Raw genomic sequence first — 16,475 nt, forward strand, 5'->3', positions numbered from 1 at the left:
CACGATACTGCCGCCAGCCCGGCTACGCCCACCGTGGGCGCTTCATCCAGCCGAGAAAATCCATCCCCGCCGCCGCCCTTTCCTGAATCTTCCTGAGCGATCGCCAGCGCAGCCTTTTATTGATTCACACGCTTGTTTTTAACACATGTCGTAAAACGTGCAATAAATGTCAACCGCCACTCCGGCGGACACTCCTCTGCCGTTGTTGATTCACCATTGAGACCCAAGCTTATAACGTGAGAGAGGTAAATAACCTCTCGGATAAAGATTCACGCGGATCTTTTCCGGTGAATCAACGGAACCTGTTATATGCATGCGTGTGGACCAGGCAGTACTTCCCCCGACCGCCCGGCAGAGTGGACTATATTATGTGACTTTGACGGCACCATCGGTGTTGAAGACGTCACCGATACCTTACTGGAAAATTTCGGCCAGCCAGGCTGGCAGGATGCAGAACAGCGCTGGATGCGCGGTGAGATAGGTTCTGCACAGTGTCTGAGCGAACAAATCGCGCTGCTGGACATGTCGCGTTCGCAGCTGGAGGCCTGCCTCGAACGCATCACCGTCGATGCAGGATTTGCCGGTTTTGTCCGTCAGGCGCAGGCCAGTGCGATCCCTATCGCCATCGTCAGCGACGGGCTGGACATCGCCATTCACCATATTCTGCAGCATCAGCGGCTACCCGCGCTGCCGGTATTTGCCAACCGGCTGGTGCAGACCGCGGAGCGCCGCTGGCGCATTGACTTTCCGCATCGCCATCCCCAATGCCTGCAGGCCAGCGGTAACTGCAAATGCCAGTTCGCGCAACGGCTGGCACCGCAAAGGCTGCTGGTGATCGGTGATGGCCTTTCCGACTTCTGCGTCGCCTCGCGGGCCGATCACGTCTTTGCCCGTGCCCGCCTTATCGCCGAGTGCCGGCGCGCATCGCTGCCGTTCACCCCTTTTGACCGCTTCCCTCAGCTACCGGCCGCGCTGGCCCGGTTACAGGCGCAGCATGCAGCCCAGGGCCCGCGGAGGCAACATGACCGCAAAGCATGATTACTGGCTGCCCGGCGGACCGGTGGGCGTGCTGCTGGTTCACGGCCTGACCGGTACCCCGCAGGAGATGCGTGGCGTGGCGCGCGCGTTTAACCAGGCGGGTTATACCGTCTATGTCCCTCAGCTGGCCGGCCACTGTGGCACGCCGGAAGACCTGGTCAACAGCGGCTGGCGGGACTGGTATCAAAGCGTCATTACGGGTGCTGAGGCGCTCTCAGCCCGGGTCGACAGGCTGTTTATCGGCGGGCTGTCGATGGGCGCGGTGCTGGCGCTGAATTATGCCGCCGACTACCCGCAGCGGGTCAGCGGCGTGCTGGTGTACAGCATTACGCTGCGCTACGACGGCTGGAGCATTCCCGTGCTGTCGCGCCTGGCGTCGCGCTGGCTGCTGCCGTTCACCGGCTGGCTCAGGCTTGGCCGTAAACGGATTTTCTATGAAACCCCACCTTACGGCATCCGAAATGAGGTGCTGCGCAGGAAGATTGCCGCGAAGATGTTCAGCGGTGACAGCGTGGCGGCTGGCCTGCCCGGCAACCCCTGGCCGGCCCTGAATGAGATGAGCCGCCTGTCGCGCCACCTGCGTCGTCACCTGTACCGGGTGACCGCCCCCTGCCTGATCCTGCATGCGGCAGAAGATGATATCTCTCACCGACGCAACGCCGAGTGGGTGCGCGACCGGGTCAGCGGCCCGGCAGAACTGGTGCTGCTGGCAAACAGCTATCATATGATTACCATCGATAATGACCGCAGCGAAGTGTTCCGCCGCTCAACAGATTTTGTTCGCCAGCAGTCAGCGCCGCCTTTACAGCCCGACTGCAGGTGGATTTCTCAGACCGGAGGCGCAGGATGAGCACGCTGACGCTGGCCCTGTGGCTGTTGAACGTAACCGTGGACTGCGGCGGGCAGCTGGCGTTTAAAGCGGCGGCGCAAACCGGCTCAGAGCACACCGGCTGGCAGTACTGGCGACAGCTGCCCTCCAGGGGCTGGCTGTGGCTGGGCATCGCCTGTTACCTGCTGGAGTTTGTGCTGTGGCTGGCCTTCCTGACCCGGGTGCCCCTCGCGAAAGGTGTGATGCTGGGTTCGCTGAGCATCGTGCTGATCATGCTGGCGGGGCGTCTGCTGTTCCACGAGCGCCTGACCGGCTGGCGGCTGGCGGGAATGCTGCTGATCTCGCTGGGCGTGGCGCTGGTGGGCGTGCAGGGATGAAGCGCCTCGCCTGGGGTGGCTTTCTGAGCCTGCTGCTGTTTGACACCCTGGCTCAGGTCAGCTTTAAGTTTGCCGCCCTGCATGCCCAGCCGCTCGGCGCAGATGCTGCCTGGCTGTGGCGGGTGTTCGGCCACGGTTGGATCTATGGCGCAATCGCGGGCTACCTTGGCGCATTTTTCACCTGGCTGTCGCTGCTGAAATCCGCCCCGGTCGGCCCGGCGTTTGCCGCTTCGCACCTTGAGATACTCAGCGTCATGCTGGCCTCCGCCTGGCTGTTCGGTGAGCCGCTGACGCAGGTTAACCTGGCCGGCGCGGGGCTGATCCTCGCCGGCGTCGCCTGCCTGGCGAAAGGCGAAGCGGCGCTGGCCGGCGCGGGGCAGGCGCAATCCCCCTCCGTGAAGTCGTCACACTGATGCGTTACGCCGCGCGCCGCGAACTGCCGCCGACCGCCGGGTTGCCGCTGCGCTGGCGCGATCTTCTGGCTGGCCGGCCGGACTTTGCCGCCGCCCTGGCGGCCGAATTTGGTATTCCCGCACCGCTGTTGACCTGCTCCGGCACCGCCGCGCTGATCGTGGCGCTGCGCACCCTGCAGCAGCAGCAGCCGCAGCGTGATGAGGTGATCGTGCCGGCGTTTACCTGCCCGCTGGTGGCGCTGGCCGCCTGGCACTGCCCGCCGCTGAAGATCGTCCCCTGCGATCTGCAGCCGGGGCGCATTGATTTTGACCCACGCCAGCTGAGCCAGCTCTGCACCACGCGTACCCTGGCGGTGGTGGTCACCCACCTGGCAGGTCGGGTGGCCGACGCCGCGACCGCCGCACGGCTCTCCGCCCGCTGCGGCGCGGTGCTGATTGAAGACTGCGCCCAGGCGCTGGGCGCGCGCCGCGGGGGGCAGAGCGTCGGGCTGATCGGCGAGATCGCGTTTTTCAGCCTGGCGCTGGGGAAAGGGCTGACCACCGCCGAAGGGGGCATCCTGTTCAGCCGCCTGCCGACGCTGCACGCTGCGCTGGCCCGGCAGATCGCCAGCGACCTGCCGCACCGCCCGCTGGCAGAGCTGGGCCGCATTGCCACGCTGTGGGGCTACCGGCTGTTCTATCACCCGGACCGTCTTGAGTGGGTGTATGGCCGCCCGCTACGGCGGGCGCTGGCGCGCGGCGACTGGCTGAGCGCGGTGGGCGAGAACTTCACCGCAGCGGCGATCCCGCTGCACCGGCTGGGGCGCTACCGCCAGCGGGCGGCGGCGGCGGCGCTGCGGCGCCTGCCCGCGTGGCTGCTGCAGGGCCGTGAGCGGGCGCAGGCCAGGGTTGCCCTACTGGCACGGCTGCCGGGCGTGACCGTGATTCAGGATCGCCATGACGGCGTCTGGCCGTTTATGCTGCTGTTGATGCCCGACCGCGCCAGCCGCGACGCGGCGCTGGAACGGCTGTGGTGTGCCGGGCTGGGGGTGAGCCGGCTGTTTATCAGCACGCTGCGCCACTACCCTGACGTCCTGCCGCTGCTCTCCCTGCGCAGTCAGACCCCCAACGCGGATCGCCTTGCCGCCTGCTCGCTGACCCTCAGCAACAGCCCGTGGCTCAGCGACGCCGACTTTGCCCGTATCCTTAGCGCGCTGGGTCAGGTGCTGCCAGCGCCGGGGTAATCTCGGCCAGCAGCAGCCGGTTGATCTGCCGGTGCTGATGCTGCCACGCTTCCAGCTGCGCCGGGTCGGCCAGCGGCTGGCCGTCCAGCGCGCTGACCCAGCGTTTAAAACGGCGCTGAAAGCGATAAACGGAGGCCTCGCCGGTGATATCCGCACCGAGCAGCCGTCCGCGGCAGGCGCGGATCAGTCGCAGCAGATGTTGCGGCAGGAAACGCCCCTGATCCCAGTTGGTGGTCACCACCTGCGGGCTGAGCACGTCTTTATCCAGCGACAGATAAACCGGCAACGGTGCCAGCTGTGACAGAAACCTCGCCATCAGCGTATCCGCATCGTGAAAACAGTGCGGATCGGGCCGCCGTCCCGGCCAGTTCAGCCAGCGGGTACTGACGTCGAGGCTCCAGTAGGTCAGCTTGCGGCGCAGCTGCGGACCGGCATGGATCTCCCAGCGGTGACGCCAGCTGATGTCGTGCGAGCAGATCCCCAGCACGTGGATCGCCCTGACCTGCGGCAGGCGGCTGGCCCAGTACACCCAGGAGCCGCAGTGAATCCCCAGCGGATAGCGCATGGTATCCGGGTGGTTATCGCAGACGATCAGCTGCAGCGGCTGGGTCACCCGCTGCAGCAGCAGGTAGCTGAGGTGGTGGTAATCGCCGCTACCGGTAAACACGCAGCCGGGATCCGCGGGAAGCCGAACCGCCAGCAACGACGCCAGCCGCTGAAAGTCCCGCCAGCGGCAGCCGAAGCGGATCGTCTCCTGCCACGGCTGCAGGGGTAGAACGGTCGCCCGCTCAATGCCGCTGACCGAACCATCAAAATCGAGGATTGCCGGTGGCCGGGAGTTCATCACAGGCTCCCCCCCTGCTGCATCCGGCTGTCGTGCTCCAGGTGGTGACGAAAACAGCGCAGCGCCCCGCGCAGCAGCGGATGACGCGCCCTGACGAGGTGCCGGGTCCAGGTGAATTGTGCCCCGAGGCTGGCCTTCACCTGCGGGTCGGTCCAGCCGGCGATATAGGCCTGCAGCCCCTCCGCCAGCGCATACTCCAGATTAACCATCCAGCTCACCACGTACAGGTTAAATTTCAGCGCCAGCGCGTAGTCAAAGCCGATGTACTTATCGACCAGCCGGCCCTGATAGCGGTAGCAGAGGTTAAATCCCACCAGTTGCTGCTGATGCCAGTAGCAAAACACCATTCCGTCACTCTGCGCATCCTGCAGCAGATGGTTAAAGAAAGCCGGGCTGAGCCGGTCAAAGTGGATATCACTCTGTTGCCAGACGGCCAGATAACACTGATAGAGTTGGGCCTGCCAGCCGGCGTCGTTGAATCGCGCGTCACCACAGGGCAGCCGTTCAATGCGCAGGTGGTGGCGGCTACGCAGCTTACGGCGGATATGGCGGCGGCGACTGTGCGACAGCCGCATCAGATAGTGATCGATGCTGGTAAAATCAATCGCCACCCACGCCAGCGCCTGGCCCGCCACGCTGATAAATCCGCGCTGCTGCGCTAACGCGCTCAGGCGGTCGCTGTAGTCATTCTCCTCCTGCGTGAGCAGCGGCGAGGCGCAGGGCAGATCTTTAATAATGGTTAACGGCTGCTGGCTGCAGTGGTCCGCGATCCAGTCAAGCAGCTCGACGGGTTCAGGCTGCTGCGGCAGGCACGCATACTCACTGGTAGTGGCGCCGATAAAGCAGGTTTCCAGCCATAACAGCTGTTTCCAGCGGCGATAACCCGGCCAGCGGCGCAGCCGGGCGCGCAGCGAGGGGGCCGCCGTGGTCAACAGATCGAGCCGGGTGGTAAAACCTATCAGTCCATTGTCAGCACGCTGCGCGTCGAAGCCCGGCGGCGGGTGCTGAACAAAGCCGTTCAATAGCTCCGACGGCTCCAGCTGATTACGGTAACGGGGAGGCAGCACGTTCAAAGGGGAAGTGTCCGCTAACGGGGTGCCTGACGGCACCCGGGGTCATCAACAGGCTCAGCGTTCCCGCTTCGCACGTACCAGCAGCTGGTCAAGCAGCCTGATTGCCCGATCGATGTCGCTGCGGCTAATCTCCAGCGATGGCGCAAAGGTAATCACATTTTTGTAGTAGCCCCCCACGTCCAGCACCAGGCCGCATTTTTCACCGGCGTCATCCAGCGTGCCCGACAGGCCGATGTCGACCATTTTATCCAGCAGGCCCCGGTCAGGGGTGATGCCGTCAGCGGTACAGAGCTCCGCACGCAGCGCCAGTCCGAGTCCATCCACGTCGCCGATCTCCCGGTGCTGCAGCTGCAATGACCGCAGCCCCTCAAGGAAGTAAGCGCCGCTTTCTGCCACCTGCCGCCCGTAATCTTTCTCCGCCAGCATCTGCATCACCTCCAGCCCGACGGCGGTGCCGAGAGGATTAGAGGCAAAGGTGGAGTGGGTGGAGCCCGGCGGGAAGGTCTGCGGATTGATCATCTCTTCCCGCGCCCAGATGCCGGCCAGCGGGTTAAGCCCGTTCGTCAGCGCCTTGCCAAACACCAGCACGTCAGGGGTGATGCCGAAATGCTCAACCGACCACAGTTTGCCGGTGCGGTAGAATCCCATCTGGATCTCATCCACCACCAGTAAAATGCCATAGCGGTCCAGCACCCTCTTCAGCGCCGGATAAAAATTGCGCGGTGGTATAACATAGCCGCCGGTCCCCTGCACCGGTTCAATATAAAACGCGGCAAATTCAGACTGCCCGGCTTTCGGGTCCCAGACGCCGTGATATTCGTTTTCAAACAGACGGGCAAAATCGGCTACCAGCTTATCGGCATACTCTTCTGCGGTCATGCCTTTCTGGCGACGGAAGGGATAGGGAAAAGGGATGAACTGCGCCCGTTCGCCAAAGTGGCCAAAACGACGGCGGTAGCGATAGCTGGAGGTGATAGCGGAGGCGCCCAGGGTGCGGCCGTGGTAGCCGCCTTCAAACGCAAACATGCGGCTTTTCCCCTGACAAAAATTGCGCACCAGCTTCAGCGAGTCGTCAATTGACTGCGCGCCGCCAACGTTAAAATGCACGCGGCCGGGCAGGCCAAATTTTTGCTGCATATCCTGGGCAATCACTTTCGACAGTTCGACTTTACTCGGGTGCAGATACTGGCTGGCCAGCTGCGGCAGGCGATCGATTTGCCGCTTGAGGGCGCTGTTCAGACGGGGGTTGGCATAACCAAAATTTACCGCCGAGTACCACATCTGTAAATCGAGATAGGGCGTACCCCCGGCATCGTAAAGGTAGCTGCCTTCGCAGCGGTCAAACACCTTCGGCGGGTTAACATAGTGAACCGTGTCACCATGCGAACAGTAGCGGGCTTCATCCAGTAGCAGACGTTCATTACGACAGTCCATGGTCACTCCTTACACTTCACCATTGAAGTCTCGGGAGTATATCCAGCCACAGGGAGATGACATCCGTCGCCAGCGCCGCGTTGAACGGCGGTTTAACGTCAGCGCACGTATCGTGTTTTGCTGCAGAGGGGGGGTGCCGCGGGCGGACGGACAGAGTGCCACGTGCCGCCCGCGAACGGGTCAGAACAGCAGTTTAAAGACGCCGGTCAGGGTCAGTAAGCCCACAATAAAGATAATCGCGATAATCCAGAGAATAATTTTCATTCCATGCCCTCTCAGTCAGTCAAATACCCGTTACCTTTATCACTTCGGTATTGGGGTCAGTGAGTTAAGTATAGAAGAAGATCCTCATTTCGCGCGTCCGCCTACACCAGCAGGGAGATCAGCCAGACCAGTACAAACCCGGTAACGCCCATCGCGGTCGTCAGCACCGTCCAGGTTTTAAGCCCGTCCGCCACCGACAGCCCGAGGTAGCGGGTCACCACCCAGAAACCGGCATCGTTAACGTGGGACAACCCCAGCCCGCCGAAACAGGCCGACAGCGTCACCAGCACCAGCTGGATCTCACTCTGCCCGCTGACCGCCTGCGCCAGCAGCCCGCTGGTGGTCAGGATCGCCACCGTGGCAGAGCCCTGCGACGCGCGCAGCGCCAGCGACAGAATAAAGGCGGCGGGGATCAGCGGCAGGTTGATGGTCTCCAGCGACAGCGCCAGCGCCTTACCGACGCCGGACTCCACCAGCACCTTACCAAAGGCACCGCCGGCCCCGGCCACCAGAATCACCCCGGCCGATCCCGGGATTGCCCGCTCCAGCAGCTCGCTCAGGCGGTCTTTACTCCAGCCGCGGCGCAGGCCCAGCAGCCAGGCGGAGAGCGCCAGCGCAATCAGCAGGGCAATTGCCGGCGTGCCGACCAGAGACAGCAGCTGGCGCAGGGCACTGCCCGCCGGCAGCACCGTATGCGCCAGGGTCCCCAGCACGATCAATACGATCGGCACCACGATCAGCCCGGAGATCAGCCAGGCCCCCGGTGGCCGCTGACCGTCGGTCGGCGTCGCGCTTTCCGGCTTCGCCAGCTGCATCTGCTCCAGCACGTCCAGCGACAGGTGATACTGACGGCGGTTCATCGCCTTCGCCACAAAATAGCCGACCACGCCGACCGGAATCGACACCAGAATGCCCAGCAGCATCACCCAGCCGATGTCGCTGTGCAGCAGGCCGGTGGCAGCGGCGGCCCCCGGATGGGTTGGCAGCGCCACGTGCACCGTCAGCATCACGCCGGCCATCGGCAGGCCATACTTCAGCGGCGACACGCGCGCCACCTTGGTGAAGCCGTAGATCAGCGGGATGACGATAATAAAGCCGACCTCAAAAAATACCGGAATGCCGAGAATAAAGGCGGCAATAGTCAACGCAGCCACGGTACGCTTCACTCCCAGAGAGCGGGTAAAGCGCTGGGCCAGCGACTCCGCGCCCCCGGACGACTCGATAATCGCGCCGAGCATCGCCCCGAGCACGATGATAATGGTGATGGCTCCCAGCAGGTGCCCCATGCCGTCGACGATCACCTTCATAATATTATCCACCGGCATGCCGGTAGCGAGGGCGACCAGCAGGCTGACCACCAGCAGAGCAACAAACGGATGAACCTTGGCTTTAATCACCATCACCAGCAGCAGCAGCACGCTGGCCACGGCGATGGTTAACAACAGGGCGGTAGACATTTTCTTTACCTTCTGAGGGCTTATTATTTATGCGGTGCCGTTGGCACCCTCTTTATTTTCCCCGGCGGGTGGCCGGATACGGGCAACAGAATTCCTGAGCGGCCTGCCGGAGCAGGCCGCTGAACAATAAAACGGGCAATCAGGTCAGATTACAGCGGGCGGTAAGGGTCCAGCCAGCCGAGTCCGGCAAGGGTCGTGGTGCGCGGGAGGTATTCGCAGCCAATCCAGCCCTGATAGCCGCTGCTATCCAGCAGATCGAACAGCCACGGATAGTTCAGCTCGCCCTCGTCCGGCTCGTGCCGGTCCGGCGCTGAGGCGATCTGAATATGCTGATACTGGCCGGCATACTCGCGGATCAGGTGGCTGAGGTTGCCGTCCACCCGCTGCGCGTGGAACAGGTCCAGCTGGGTAAACACCCCCGGACGATCGATGCGTTTAACCATCTCCAGCGTCTGATACTGGCTGGCGTAGAGGTAATCAGGTTTGGTTATCGGGTTAAGCGCCTCCAGCAGCACGCGGATACCCTGCGGGGCAAAACGCTCCGCCGCGTAGCGCGCGTTGCTGATAAAGGTCTCAGACCACTGCTGGCGATCGGCAGCAGGCGGCACCACCGATGCCATCAGATGTACCTGGCGGCACTCCAGCGCCAGCGCATACTCCAGGGCGCGGTCGATATCGCGTCGGGCGTCGGCTTCGCGGCCCGGGATCGCCGCCAGCCCCCACTCCCCCGCCGCGCTGTCGCCAGGCGCGGTATTAAACAGCACCAGCTCCAGCCGGTTGCGGGTGAGCGCCTGCTTCAGTTGCTCAGGCTGATAGTCGTAGGGAAACAGAAACTCCACCCCGCGAAATCCGGCGGCGGCGGCGGCGTCAAAGCGTTCCAGGAACGGCAGTTCGGTGAACAGGGTCGACAGGTTGGCGGCAAACTTTGGCATGGTTGGTTCAGCTCCGTAATTCAGCCACTTCGCTATCGGACAGATAGCGAATCGGGCGATCGCCCAGGGTAAAGATCAGCCGGGCGGTCTCTTCCAGCTCTTCGGTGTTATCCGCCGCCTCACGCAGCGTTTTACCGACCACCACCGGGCCATGATTGGCCAGCAAAAACGCCCTGTAGTGCGGCGCCAGCCGGGCAAGGTCTTCGCCCAGGCGGGGGTCTCCCGGACGGTAGTAAGGCACCACCGGCACGTCACCCACCCGCATCACCACGTAGGGGGTAAAGGGGCGAATACAGTTCTGCGTATCCAGCCCTTCCAGACAGGAGAGCGCGGTCAGGTACAGGCAGTGCAGGTGTACAATAGCACCGCAGGCCGGATTATTCAGATAGATGGCGCGGTGGAAGCTAATCTCTTTCGACGGCTTATCGCCGCCGATCCACTCGCCGTCGGCGGTCACTTGTGACAGCCGATCCGCCACCAGTTCACCGAGGCAGGAGCCGGTCGGCGTCGCCAGCAGGGTGCCGTCTTCCAGGCGCATCGACAGGTTGCCGGCCGAGCCGGTAGCGTAGCCGCGCTGGAAAAACGACGCCCCCAGGCGCACCATCTCTTCACGTGCCTGCTGTTCGGTCATGAGACAAACTCCGTCTGTGCGCGGGCAAAGAAGTTCTCATCGCCAAAGTTACCGGATTTCAACGCCAGCGACAGCGGGCGTTCGGTGGCACGCACCCACGGCACCCCGGGGGAGATGGTCGGCCCAATATGGAACGCCTCCACCCCCAGCGTCTGTGCCACCACGCCGGACGTTTCACCGCCGGCAACGATAAAGCGCTGCCAGCCACGCTGCTGCAGCTCACGCACCACGCGGGCAAACAGCTGCTCCACCGCCTCGCTGCTGGCTTCAGCGCCATACTGCTGCTGAATGCGCTGTAACAGCGCCGGCTCGGCGGTGGCATACAGCAGCGGCGCCAGCGGGTCCTGCTGATGCGCGGCCACCCAGTCGCACAGCTCAATGACGTAAGCGTCGCCCCCGGTAATAGCGCGGGCCACGTCAATCGCCTGCGCGGCGGCCTGCTGGCGGTAGCACGCCACCTGACGGTTGGTCATCGCCGAGCAGGAGCCGGAGATCGCCACCGTTTTCCCCGCCACCGGCGCGCCGGCGGCCTGCGCCGCCGTGCTGTTATGCTCGTGGCTGGCCCACTGACGGGCAAGGCCAATCGCCAGGCCGGAACCGCCGGTGACCAGCGTCATCTCGCGCAGCGCCTCCCCCTGAGTCAGCAGATGCTGTTCATTCAGCGCATCCAGCACCACATAGCGCACCCCCTGCCCGGCCAGCGCCGTCAGCGCCTCGCGCACCGCCTCCGCGCCGCGATCGAGGGTCTGCGCGGCGACCAGCCCGGCCTTACCGCTGGCCTGGGCCTCGATCAGCCGCAGCAGGCTGCTGTCGGTCATCGGGGTCACCGGGTGGTGACGCATGCCGGAGTCCGACAGCAGCTGGTCCATCACAAACAGGTGCCCCTGATACACCGTGCGGCCGTTAACCGGCAGCGCCGGCGAGATCACCGTCAGCGCCTCGCCCAGTTCGGCCAGCAGCGCATCGGTCACCGGGCCGATATTGCCCCGTGCGGTGCTGTCGAAGGTGGAGCAGTATTTAAAATAGAAACGCTCGCAGCCCTGCTGCTGCAGCCAGCGCAGCGCCCGCAACGCGTCGGCAACGGCAGTCTCCACCGCGCAGGAGCGCGACTTAAGGCTGACCACAATTGCCTGCGCTGCGCTGCCGACACCCCTCTCCGGTATGCCATTCACCTGCACGGTCGCCATGCCGTTCTGCACCAGAAAACTGGCGATATCGGTCGCGCCGGTAAAATCATCGGCAATCACCCCCAGACGCATCACTGGCCCTCCTGCTTTTCCGGCAGCGTAATGCCGCTGAAGATCTTAATCACCGCGCTGTCATCCTCACGACCATAGCCGGCGTTGCTGGCGGAGGTGAACATGTTAAAGGCGGTCGAGGCCAGCGGCAGTGGGAAGCGCAGCGCTTTGGCCGTCTCGGCCACCAGGCCGAGATCCTTCACGAAAATATCCACGGCGGATTTAGGCGAGTAGTCACCGTCCACCACGTGGCGCATGCGGTTTTCAAACATCCATGAGTTGCCCGCCGCGTTGGTCACCACATCGTACATGGTGTCGAGCGGAATTCCGGCGCGGGCGGCCAGCGCCATCGCTTCGGCACCGGCGGCAATGTGCACCCCGGCCAGCAACTGATGAATAATCTTTACCGTGGAACCCAGGCCGATCTCGCTGCCGATGCGGTACACCTTGCCGGCCACCGCGTCCAGCACCGGCTGCAGGCGAGCAAAGGCTTCATCGCTGCCGGAGGCCATTACCGTCATCTCGCCGCTGGCGGCTTTAACCGCACCGCCGGAAACTGGCGCATCCAGCATGATCAGCTGATGCTCTGCCAGCCGCTGCGCGATCGCCTGCGCATCCCCGGCTGAAATGGTCGACGACACCATTACCGCGCAGCCCGGCTTCAGCTGAGCGGCCAGCCCGCCCCCGGCAAACAGGATCTGATTCACCTGCGCGGCGTTGACTACCAGCAGCAGCACCGCGTCCAGCTCAGCGGCAAAACCGTCAGCACGGCTCTCCGCCGCCTGAGCACCGCTGTCGCGCAGGGTCTGCAACGCCTGCGGATTGAGATCCACGCCCCAGGTTTTCAGCCCGGCGCGCAGACAGGACTGCGCCGCCCCCATGCCCATCGAACCGAGGCCAACCACACAGACCGATAATGATGTTGCGTCAGACATAGGTTCTCCATGTTAATTTTGGTGATGATTTGTTTTGTTGTGTGAAGTATAACCGTCGGGAACGGCAGATTTGGTGATGCAACTCACAATAATTAACATGCAGAGGCGTTTAATTCACAGTAATTAACAATGCAGGGATGACGAGAAAAATATAAAAACCAATACTTACAATAAGATAATCAAAACCCGCTCGCAATTTCACAGCCTGCGCGCGGCATAATGTGATAAATTGATAAAAACATCAGGCTCAGGAGATGAAACCGAGATGATCCCGGTAGAGCGCCATCAACAAATCTTAACGCTGGTTGAACAACGCGGCGTGGTGAGCATTGCCGAACTGACCGAGCGACTGGGCGTGTCGCATATGACCATCCGTCGTGATTTGCAGAAACTGGAAGAGAATGGCGCGGTGCTGCTGGTCTCCGGCGGCGTGCGTTCCACCGAGCGGCTGGCCAGCGAGCCCTCACATTTTGATAAAACCAGCCTGTTCAGCGAAGAAAAACGCGCGATTGGTGCGATGGCCGCACGGCACATTCCACGCAACAGCTGTATCTACCTTGACGCCGGCACCACCACGCTGGCGCTGGCGCGCGAGCTGGAGCCGCGCGACGACCTGCTGATCGTGACCAATGACTTCGTCATCGCTAATTTTATTATCGACAACAGCCAGTGCCGGATGATCCACACCGGCGGCACCCTGTATCGGGAAAACCGCTCCTGCGCGGGTGATGCGGCAGCGCAGACGCTGCGCGGGCTGTCGGTGGATATCGCCTTTATCTCGGCATCATGCTGGAGCCAGCGCGGTATTTTCACCCCGGACGAAGAGAAAATCGCGGTTAAACGGGCCGCCTGTGAGGTCAGCGGCAAACGGGTGCTGCTGGCGGACAGTTCCAAATACAATAAGATCGCCTCCTTCCTCGCACTGCCGGTGACCTCTTTCGACTGCATCATCACCGACCCGCAGTTACCGGGTCCGGCACGTCAGGAACTGGCGCAGCGCGATCTGGATGTGATCCTTGCCGTGTAGCCGGCACACCAGGCCAGTGGTGCAGCGAAACGGCGATCGCGCTCACACCGCGTGGCGCCAGGCAAAATCGGTTCAGGCGATCAATTTAACGCTATCGATCGATATAACCACTTATTATTTATACGGAAATTATGCAATCATTTAGCGGAATCACCGACCGCAAAGTCGCTAATAGTTAACACTTGCCCACTCGTGCGTGGGCTTTTTTTTACCCTCAGGAAACCGGCGGCGTCGGTTCGGCTTCCGTCTCTTCCGGCTGTTCGCTCACCTGCCGCCGCTGGCTGCGCAGGCGCTGGCTGGCCTGAAAAATGGGTGCGGCGAGAAACAGCAGCACGCTGCCTGACATGCCGCAGATCAGCATACTGACGGCACCGAGCCAGCCCTGTCCGGCACTGACCCCCGCGGCCACCAGCGATACCAGGAAGAAGAACATCAGCGTCATACTGATCGGCCAGAGGTTGGCGATATCCATGTCGCTCAGCGCCATTTTTACCGGTTTAGCCGCCAGCTGCTGCTGCTGCTGTTCCTCAACCACCCGCTGCATTAAGGTCTGCAGATCGACGCAGGGGGCAACAAAGTCCTCAGCGGGTTGCGGATCGTGCAGCTCTTCAAACACCTGGTCAATCGGCGGGAAATGCGCCGGCCAACTGCCGCCGTGTACGCCGTAGGTAGCCAGCGCCGGCAGCGTAATGCGCGGCCACTGCACCGCCTGCAGATAACGATCCTGCAGCACCACCCAGCTCTGCCGCGTTTTGCCTTTACTGACGTGATAGAGCTTCAGACGGTCAGCCGGTGGGTAGGCCAGATAGGTGACTCTGGCCGCAATCAACGGAATATGCCGCTGGCGGCAGTAGGTGACCCGGCTCTGCCCCTGTACGGCCAGCAACACGGCCAGCGCAGAGATGAAATAGTAGGAGGTGCTGTCGGCCGCGTAAGGCCCGTTCAGGTGCTCATGCAGCTTCTTCTCGCTGTTGCCGTTGAGATGCTCCGGCCACCAGCGCCAGCTGCGGCCGATGACCTGCTCAGTCGGCACCTGAAAAACGCCGACGGGTTCCGTTTCGGAAGGCAGGATGGCAAACGGAAAAATCTTGCTGAAAAAGGTCAGTGCATCGTCCGGGCCGTGCCACTCACCGCTGGCCTCAAGGCCGTGCAGATTGGCGGTCAGATCCCCCCAGCCGGCCTTGCCCAGCAGGTCAATCTGGTATTTGGTGTCCGCCAGCCGCTTGCCAAGCTGCATAATCTCCTGCGGGATCGCCGACATATCCAGCAACGGCAGGGTCCTGACTTCGCTCTGTTCACTTTCCATACTGCTGCTCACCCCAAGAATATCGCCCGTAACCATAGAAAATAAGCAGGGGAAACCTGCTAATAAATAAGGAAAATACCGCCGCAGAACGCGTAACGGTAAAGCATCACTCCCGGCTGAAACACCGCGGATGCTGTTTATAAAAATTTGGCTTTAGTCAAAAAATCAATAAGAATCAAGGTAATAGTATACGATTGCTTCGGGCGACCTGGCAACATGCCCGATTAATTATCCCGCAAGCTGCAGGTGGAACAGGGAGGATCGGGGTTTAAGCCTGCTCAACGCGAGAACAGCAGCTTCAGCCCGGCAGCGGTAAAGCACAGCGCCAGTATCCCTTCAATACCACGGCGGCATCTGCGGTAGCCCCGTACCATCACTGGCGTAGAAAACAGCAACGCATAGCCGCTGAATACCGCCACACCCAGCAGGGCACAGCCGCCGACGATCGCCGGCAGCACAGAGGTAGCCGCCCCCGGCTGCAGGCCCAGCGACATAATCGCCATCCACACCATAATGGCTTTCGGGTTACTCAGGTGCATCATCAAACCACGGCGATAGAGCGCCGCTCCTGAAACAGATACCCTCGCGTCCTGCTGCAGGGCTGGCGAGTCGCTCCTGGCTGCGCTGCGCGCGGCCTTCACGGCCAGCCACAGCAGATAGAGGCCACCCACCACCTTGATCAGGGTGACCGCTTCCGCCCAGGCCAGCAGCAGCGTGGAGAGACCGGTGGCGACCAGCAGCGCCCAGCAGAGAGAGCCACTGATCACGCCGGCTGCCAGCAGCAGCGCCGACCTGCGCCCCTGGCTCATTGCGGTAGCCATAATTGCCATATTGCTCGGCCCCGGGCTGGCGGTACCCAGCAGGTAAGCGCCCCAGACGGGCACAAGCGCTAACAGGGTTTCCATACTCTCTCCTTTGGGTCATAACCCGTAACGTTTTTTCATAAAGGGCTGTTATAGCACAGGCAGATTTCCGGCCGCTACAGCACGCAACGTTGGTTCAGCTTTTGATTTCAGACAGCTAACAGGATGATATCCGAACAAATAGTGTAACTAAATATTTCAAAAAGCCTGCTGCAGACGCTTACATCTTTAACATCTTTTTGGCGCATCACCTCATCATCCCCTGTCACGTGACATACATCAGGGGTCTGGAATGTATGCGGCACTCGCTTAAGGGCTATTTTTTCCTGCAGATAACATAACCTTCACAAATACCTATAAAAACGTCATATTTTGCAAGGTTATTATATCTTTACGTTTATTAAAGCAGACCTTCACGCTTAATTTTGCTATATAAAAACAGGTTGCCTGGCATCCTGAACGGGCCGGTAGTGTTAGCCTAATCCGGCAGGAGACCTGACCACCGACGCATAAAAAGTTCTTTTCGGACATGGCGTTACATGGATTTTACATGCGAGTATCATTTCACTAGCCTGGTTTAACATTTCCCAC

Annotated in this window: 16 protein-coding genes; 6 read left to right on the plus strand and 10 right to left on the minus strand. The window is 61.8% G+C overall.

Translation table 11 applies throughout. From position 1 onward, the window contains the following. The first annotated feature begins 309 nt into the window (after positions 1–309). The 5 genes from GKQ23_RS17710 to GKQ23_RS17730 are packed head-to-tail and all read left to right on the plus strand — an operon-like array spanning position 310 to position 3,880. Positions 310–1,038: an MtnX-like HAD-IB family phosphatase gene (locus GKQ23_RS17710; RefSeq protein WP_212409025.1), complete on the plus strand. Its 729-nt coding sequence runs from the start codon at positions 310–312 to the stop codon at positions 1,036–1,038. Then, the gene (locus GKQ23_RS17715; RefSeq protein ID WP_212409026.1) at positions 1,022–1,888 is read left to right on the plus strand and encodes a carboxylesterase; all 867 of its coding nucleotides are present in this window, start codon (positions 1,022–1,024) and stop codon (positions 1,886–1,888) included. The genes GKQ23_RS17710 and GKQ23_RS17715 overlap by 17 nt, the downstream gene beginning before the upstream one ends. Further along, positions 1,885–2,244, plus strand: a complete 360-nt coding sequence (locus GKQ23_RS17720; RefSeq protein ID WP_212409027.1) for an EamA family transporter — start codon at positions 1,885–1,887, stop codon at positions 2,242–2,244. Before GKQ23_RS17715 ends, GKQ23_RS17720 begins: the two co-directional genes overlap by 4 nt. Continuing rightward, on the plus strand, positions 2,241–2,657 hold the full coding sequence (locus GKQ23_RS17725) for a multidrug efflux SMR transporter (RefSeq protein ID WP_212409028.1): 417 nt from the start codon (positions 2,241–2,243) through the stop codon (positions 2,655–2,657). The genes GKQ23_RS17720 and GKQ23_RS17725 overlap by 4 nt, the downstream gene beginning before the upstream one ends. Next, positions 2,657–3,880, plus strand: coding sequence for a DegT/DnrJ/EryC1/StrS family aminotransferase (locus tag GKQ23_RS17730; protein WP_212409029.1), 1,224 nt, complete (start codon positions 2,657–2,659; stop codon positions 3,878–3,880). Before GKQ23_RS17725 ends, GKQ23_RS17730 begins: the two co-directional genes overlap by 1 nt. Here the strand turns inward: GKQ23_RS17730 and GKQ23_RS17735 are convergent. From GKQ23_RS17735 to ltnD, 8 genes are all read right to left on the minus strand, one after another. Beyond that, the gene (locus GKQ23_RS17735) at positions 3,843–4,724 is read right to left on the minus strand and encodes a hypothetical protein (protein ID WP_212409030.1); all 882 of its coding nucleotides are present in this window, start codon (positions 4,722–4,724) and stop codon (positions 3,843–3,845) included. The genes GKQ23_RS17730 and GKQ23_RS17735 overlap by 38 nt on opposite strands. After that, a complete protein-coding gene (locus GKQ23_RS17740; protein ID WP_249168538.1) occupies positions 4,724–5,791 on the minus strand; it encodes a GNAT family N-acetyltransferase in 1,068 nt (355 codons plus the stop codon). The genes GKQ23_RS17735 and GKQ23_RS17740 overlap by 1 nt, the downstream gene beginning before the upstream one ends. Positions 5,792–5,851: 60 nt before the next feature. Next, positions 5,852–7,231, minus strand: a complete 1,380-nt coding sequence (locus GKQ23_RS17745; protein ID WP_101506515.1) for an aspartate aminotransferase family protein — start codon at positions 7,229–7,231, stop codon at positions 5,852–5,854. Between the two features lie 365 nt (positions 7,232–7,596). Further along, complete coding sequence (locus GKQ23_RS17750) at positions 7,597–8,952, minus strand: GntP family transporter (protein WP_056240069.1); 1,356 nt, start codon at positions 8,950–8,952, stop codon at positions 7,597–7,599. Between the two features lie 149 nt (positions 8,953–9,101). Then, entirely contained in the window at positions 9,102–9,884 is a 783-nt protein-coding gene (locus tag GKQ23_RS17755) for an HPr family phosphocarrier protein (RefSeq protein ID WP_212409032.1), read from the minus strand. A gap of 7 nt (positions 9,885–9,891) precedes the next feature. Then, positions 9,892–10,515: an aldolase gene (locus GKQ23_RS17760; protein WP_056240074.1), complete on the minus strand. Its 624-nt coding sequence runs from the start codon at positions 10,513–10,515 to the stop codon at positions 9,892–9,894. Further along, on the minus strand, positions 10,512–11,774 hold the full coding sequence (gene otnK, locus GKQ23_RS17765; protein ID WP_305827329.1) for a 3-oxo-tetronate kinase: 1,263 nt from the start codon (positions 11,772–11,774) through the stop codon (positions 10,512–10,514). Before otnK ends, GKQ23_RS17760 begins: the two co-directional genes overlap by 4 nt. Next, on the minus strand, positions 11,774–12,688 hold the full coding sequence (gene ltnD / locus GKQ23_RS17770) for an L-threonate dehydrogenase (RefSeq protein WP_101506512.1): 915 nt from the start codon (positions 12,686–12,688) through the stop codon (positions 11,774–11,776). The genes otnK and ltnD overlap by 1 nt, the downstream gene beginning before the upstream one ends. Positions 12,689–12,953: 265 nt before the next feature. Between ltnD and ygbI the strand changes: the two genes are divergently transcribed. Next, positions 12,954–13,715: a DNA-binding transcriptional repressor YgbI gene (ygbI, locus tag GKQ23_RS17775; protein WP_056240086.1), complete on the plus strand. Its 762-nt coding sequence runs from the start codon at positions 12,954–12,956 to the stop codon at positions 13,713–13,715. Positions 13,716–13,929: 214 nt separating this feature from the next. Here the strand turns inward: ygbI and GKQ23_RS17780 are convergent, their stop codons facing one another. Both GKQ23_RS17780 and GKQ23_RS17785 read right to left on the minus strand, forming a co-directional pair. Next, positions 13,930–15,021, minus strand: a complete 1,092-nt coding sequence (locus tag GKQ23_RS17780; RefSeq protein ID WP_212409034.1) for a hypothetical protein — start codon at positions 15,019–15,021, stop codon at positions 13,930–13,932. A 278-nt stretch (positions 15,022–15,299) separates the two neighbouring features. Further along, a complete protein-coding gene (locus GKQ23_RS17785) occupies positions 15,300–15,926 on the minus strand; it encodes a LysE family translocator (RefSeq protein ID WP_212409035.1) in 627 nt (208 codons plus the stop codon). Positions 15,927–16,475 lie beyond the last annotated feature (549 nt).

Origin of the sequence: Erwinia sp. E602, assembly GCF_018141005.1 — a bacterium.
Lineage (GTDB): Bacteria > Pseudomonadota > Gammaproteobacteria > Enterobacterales > Enterobacteriaceae > Erwinia.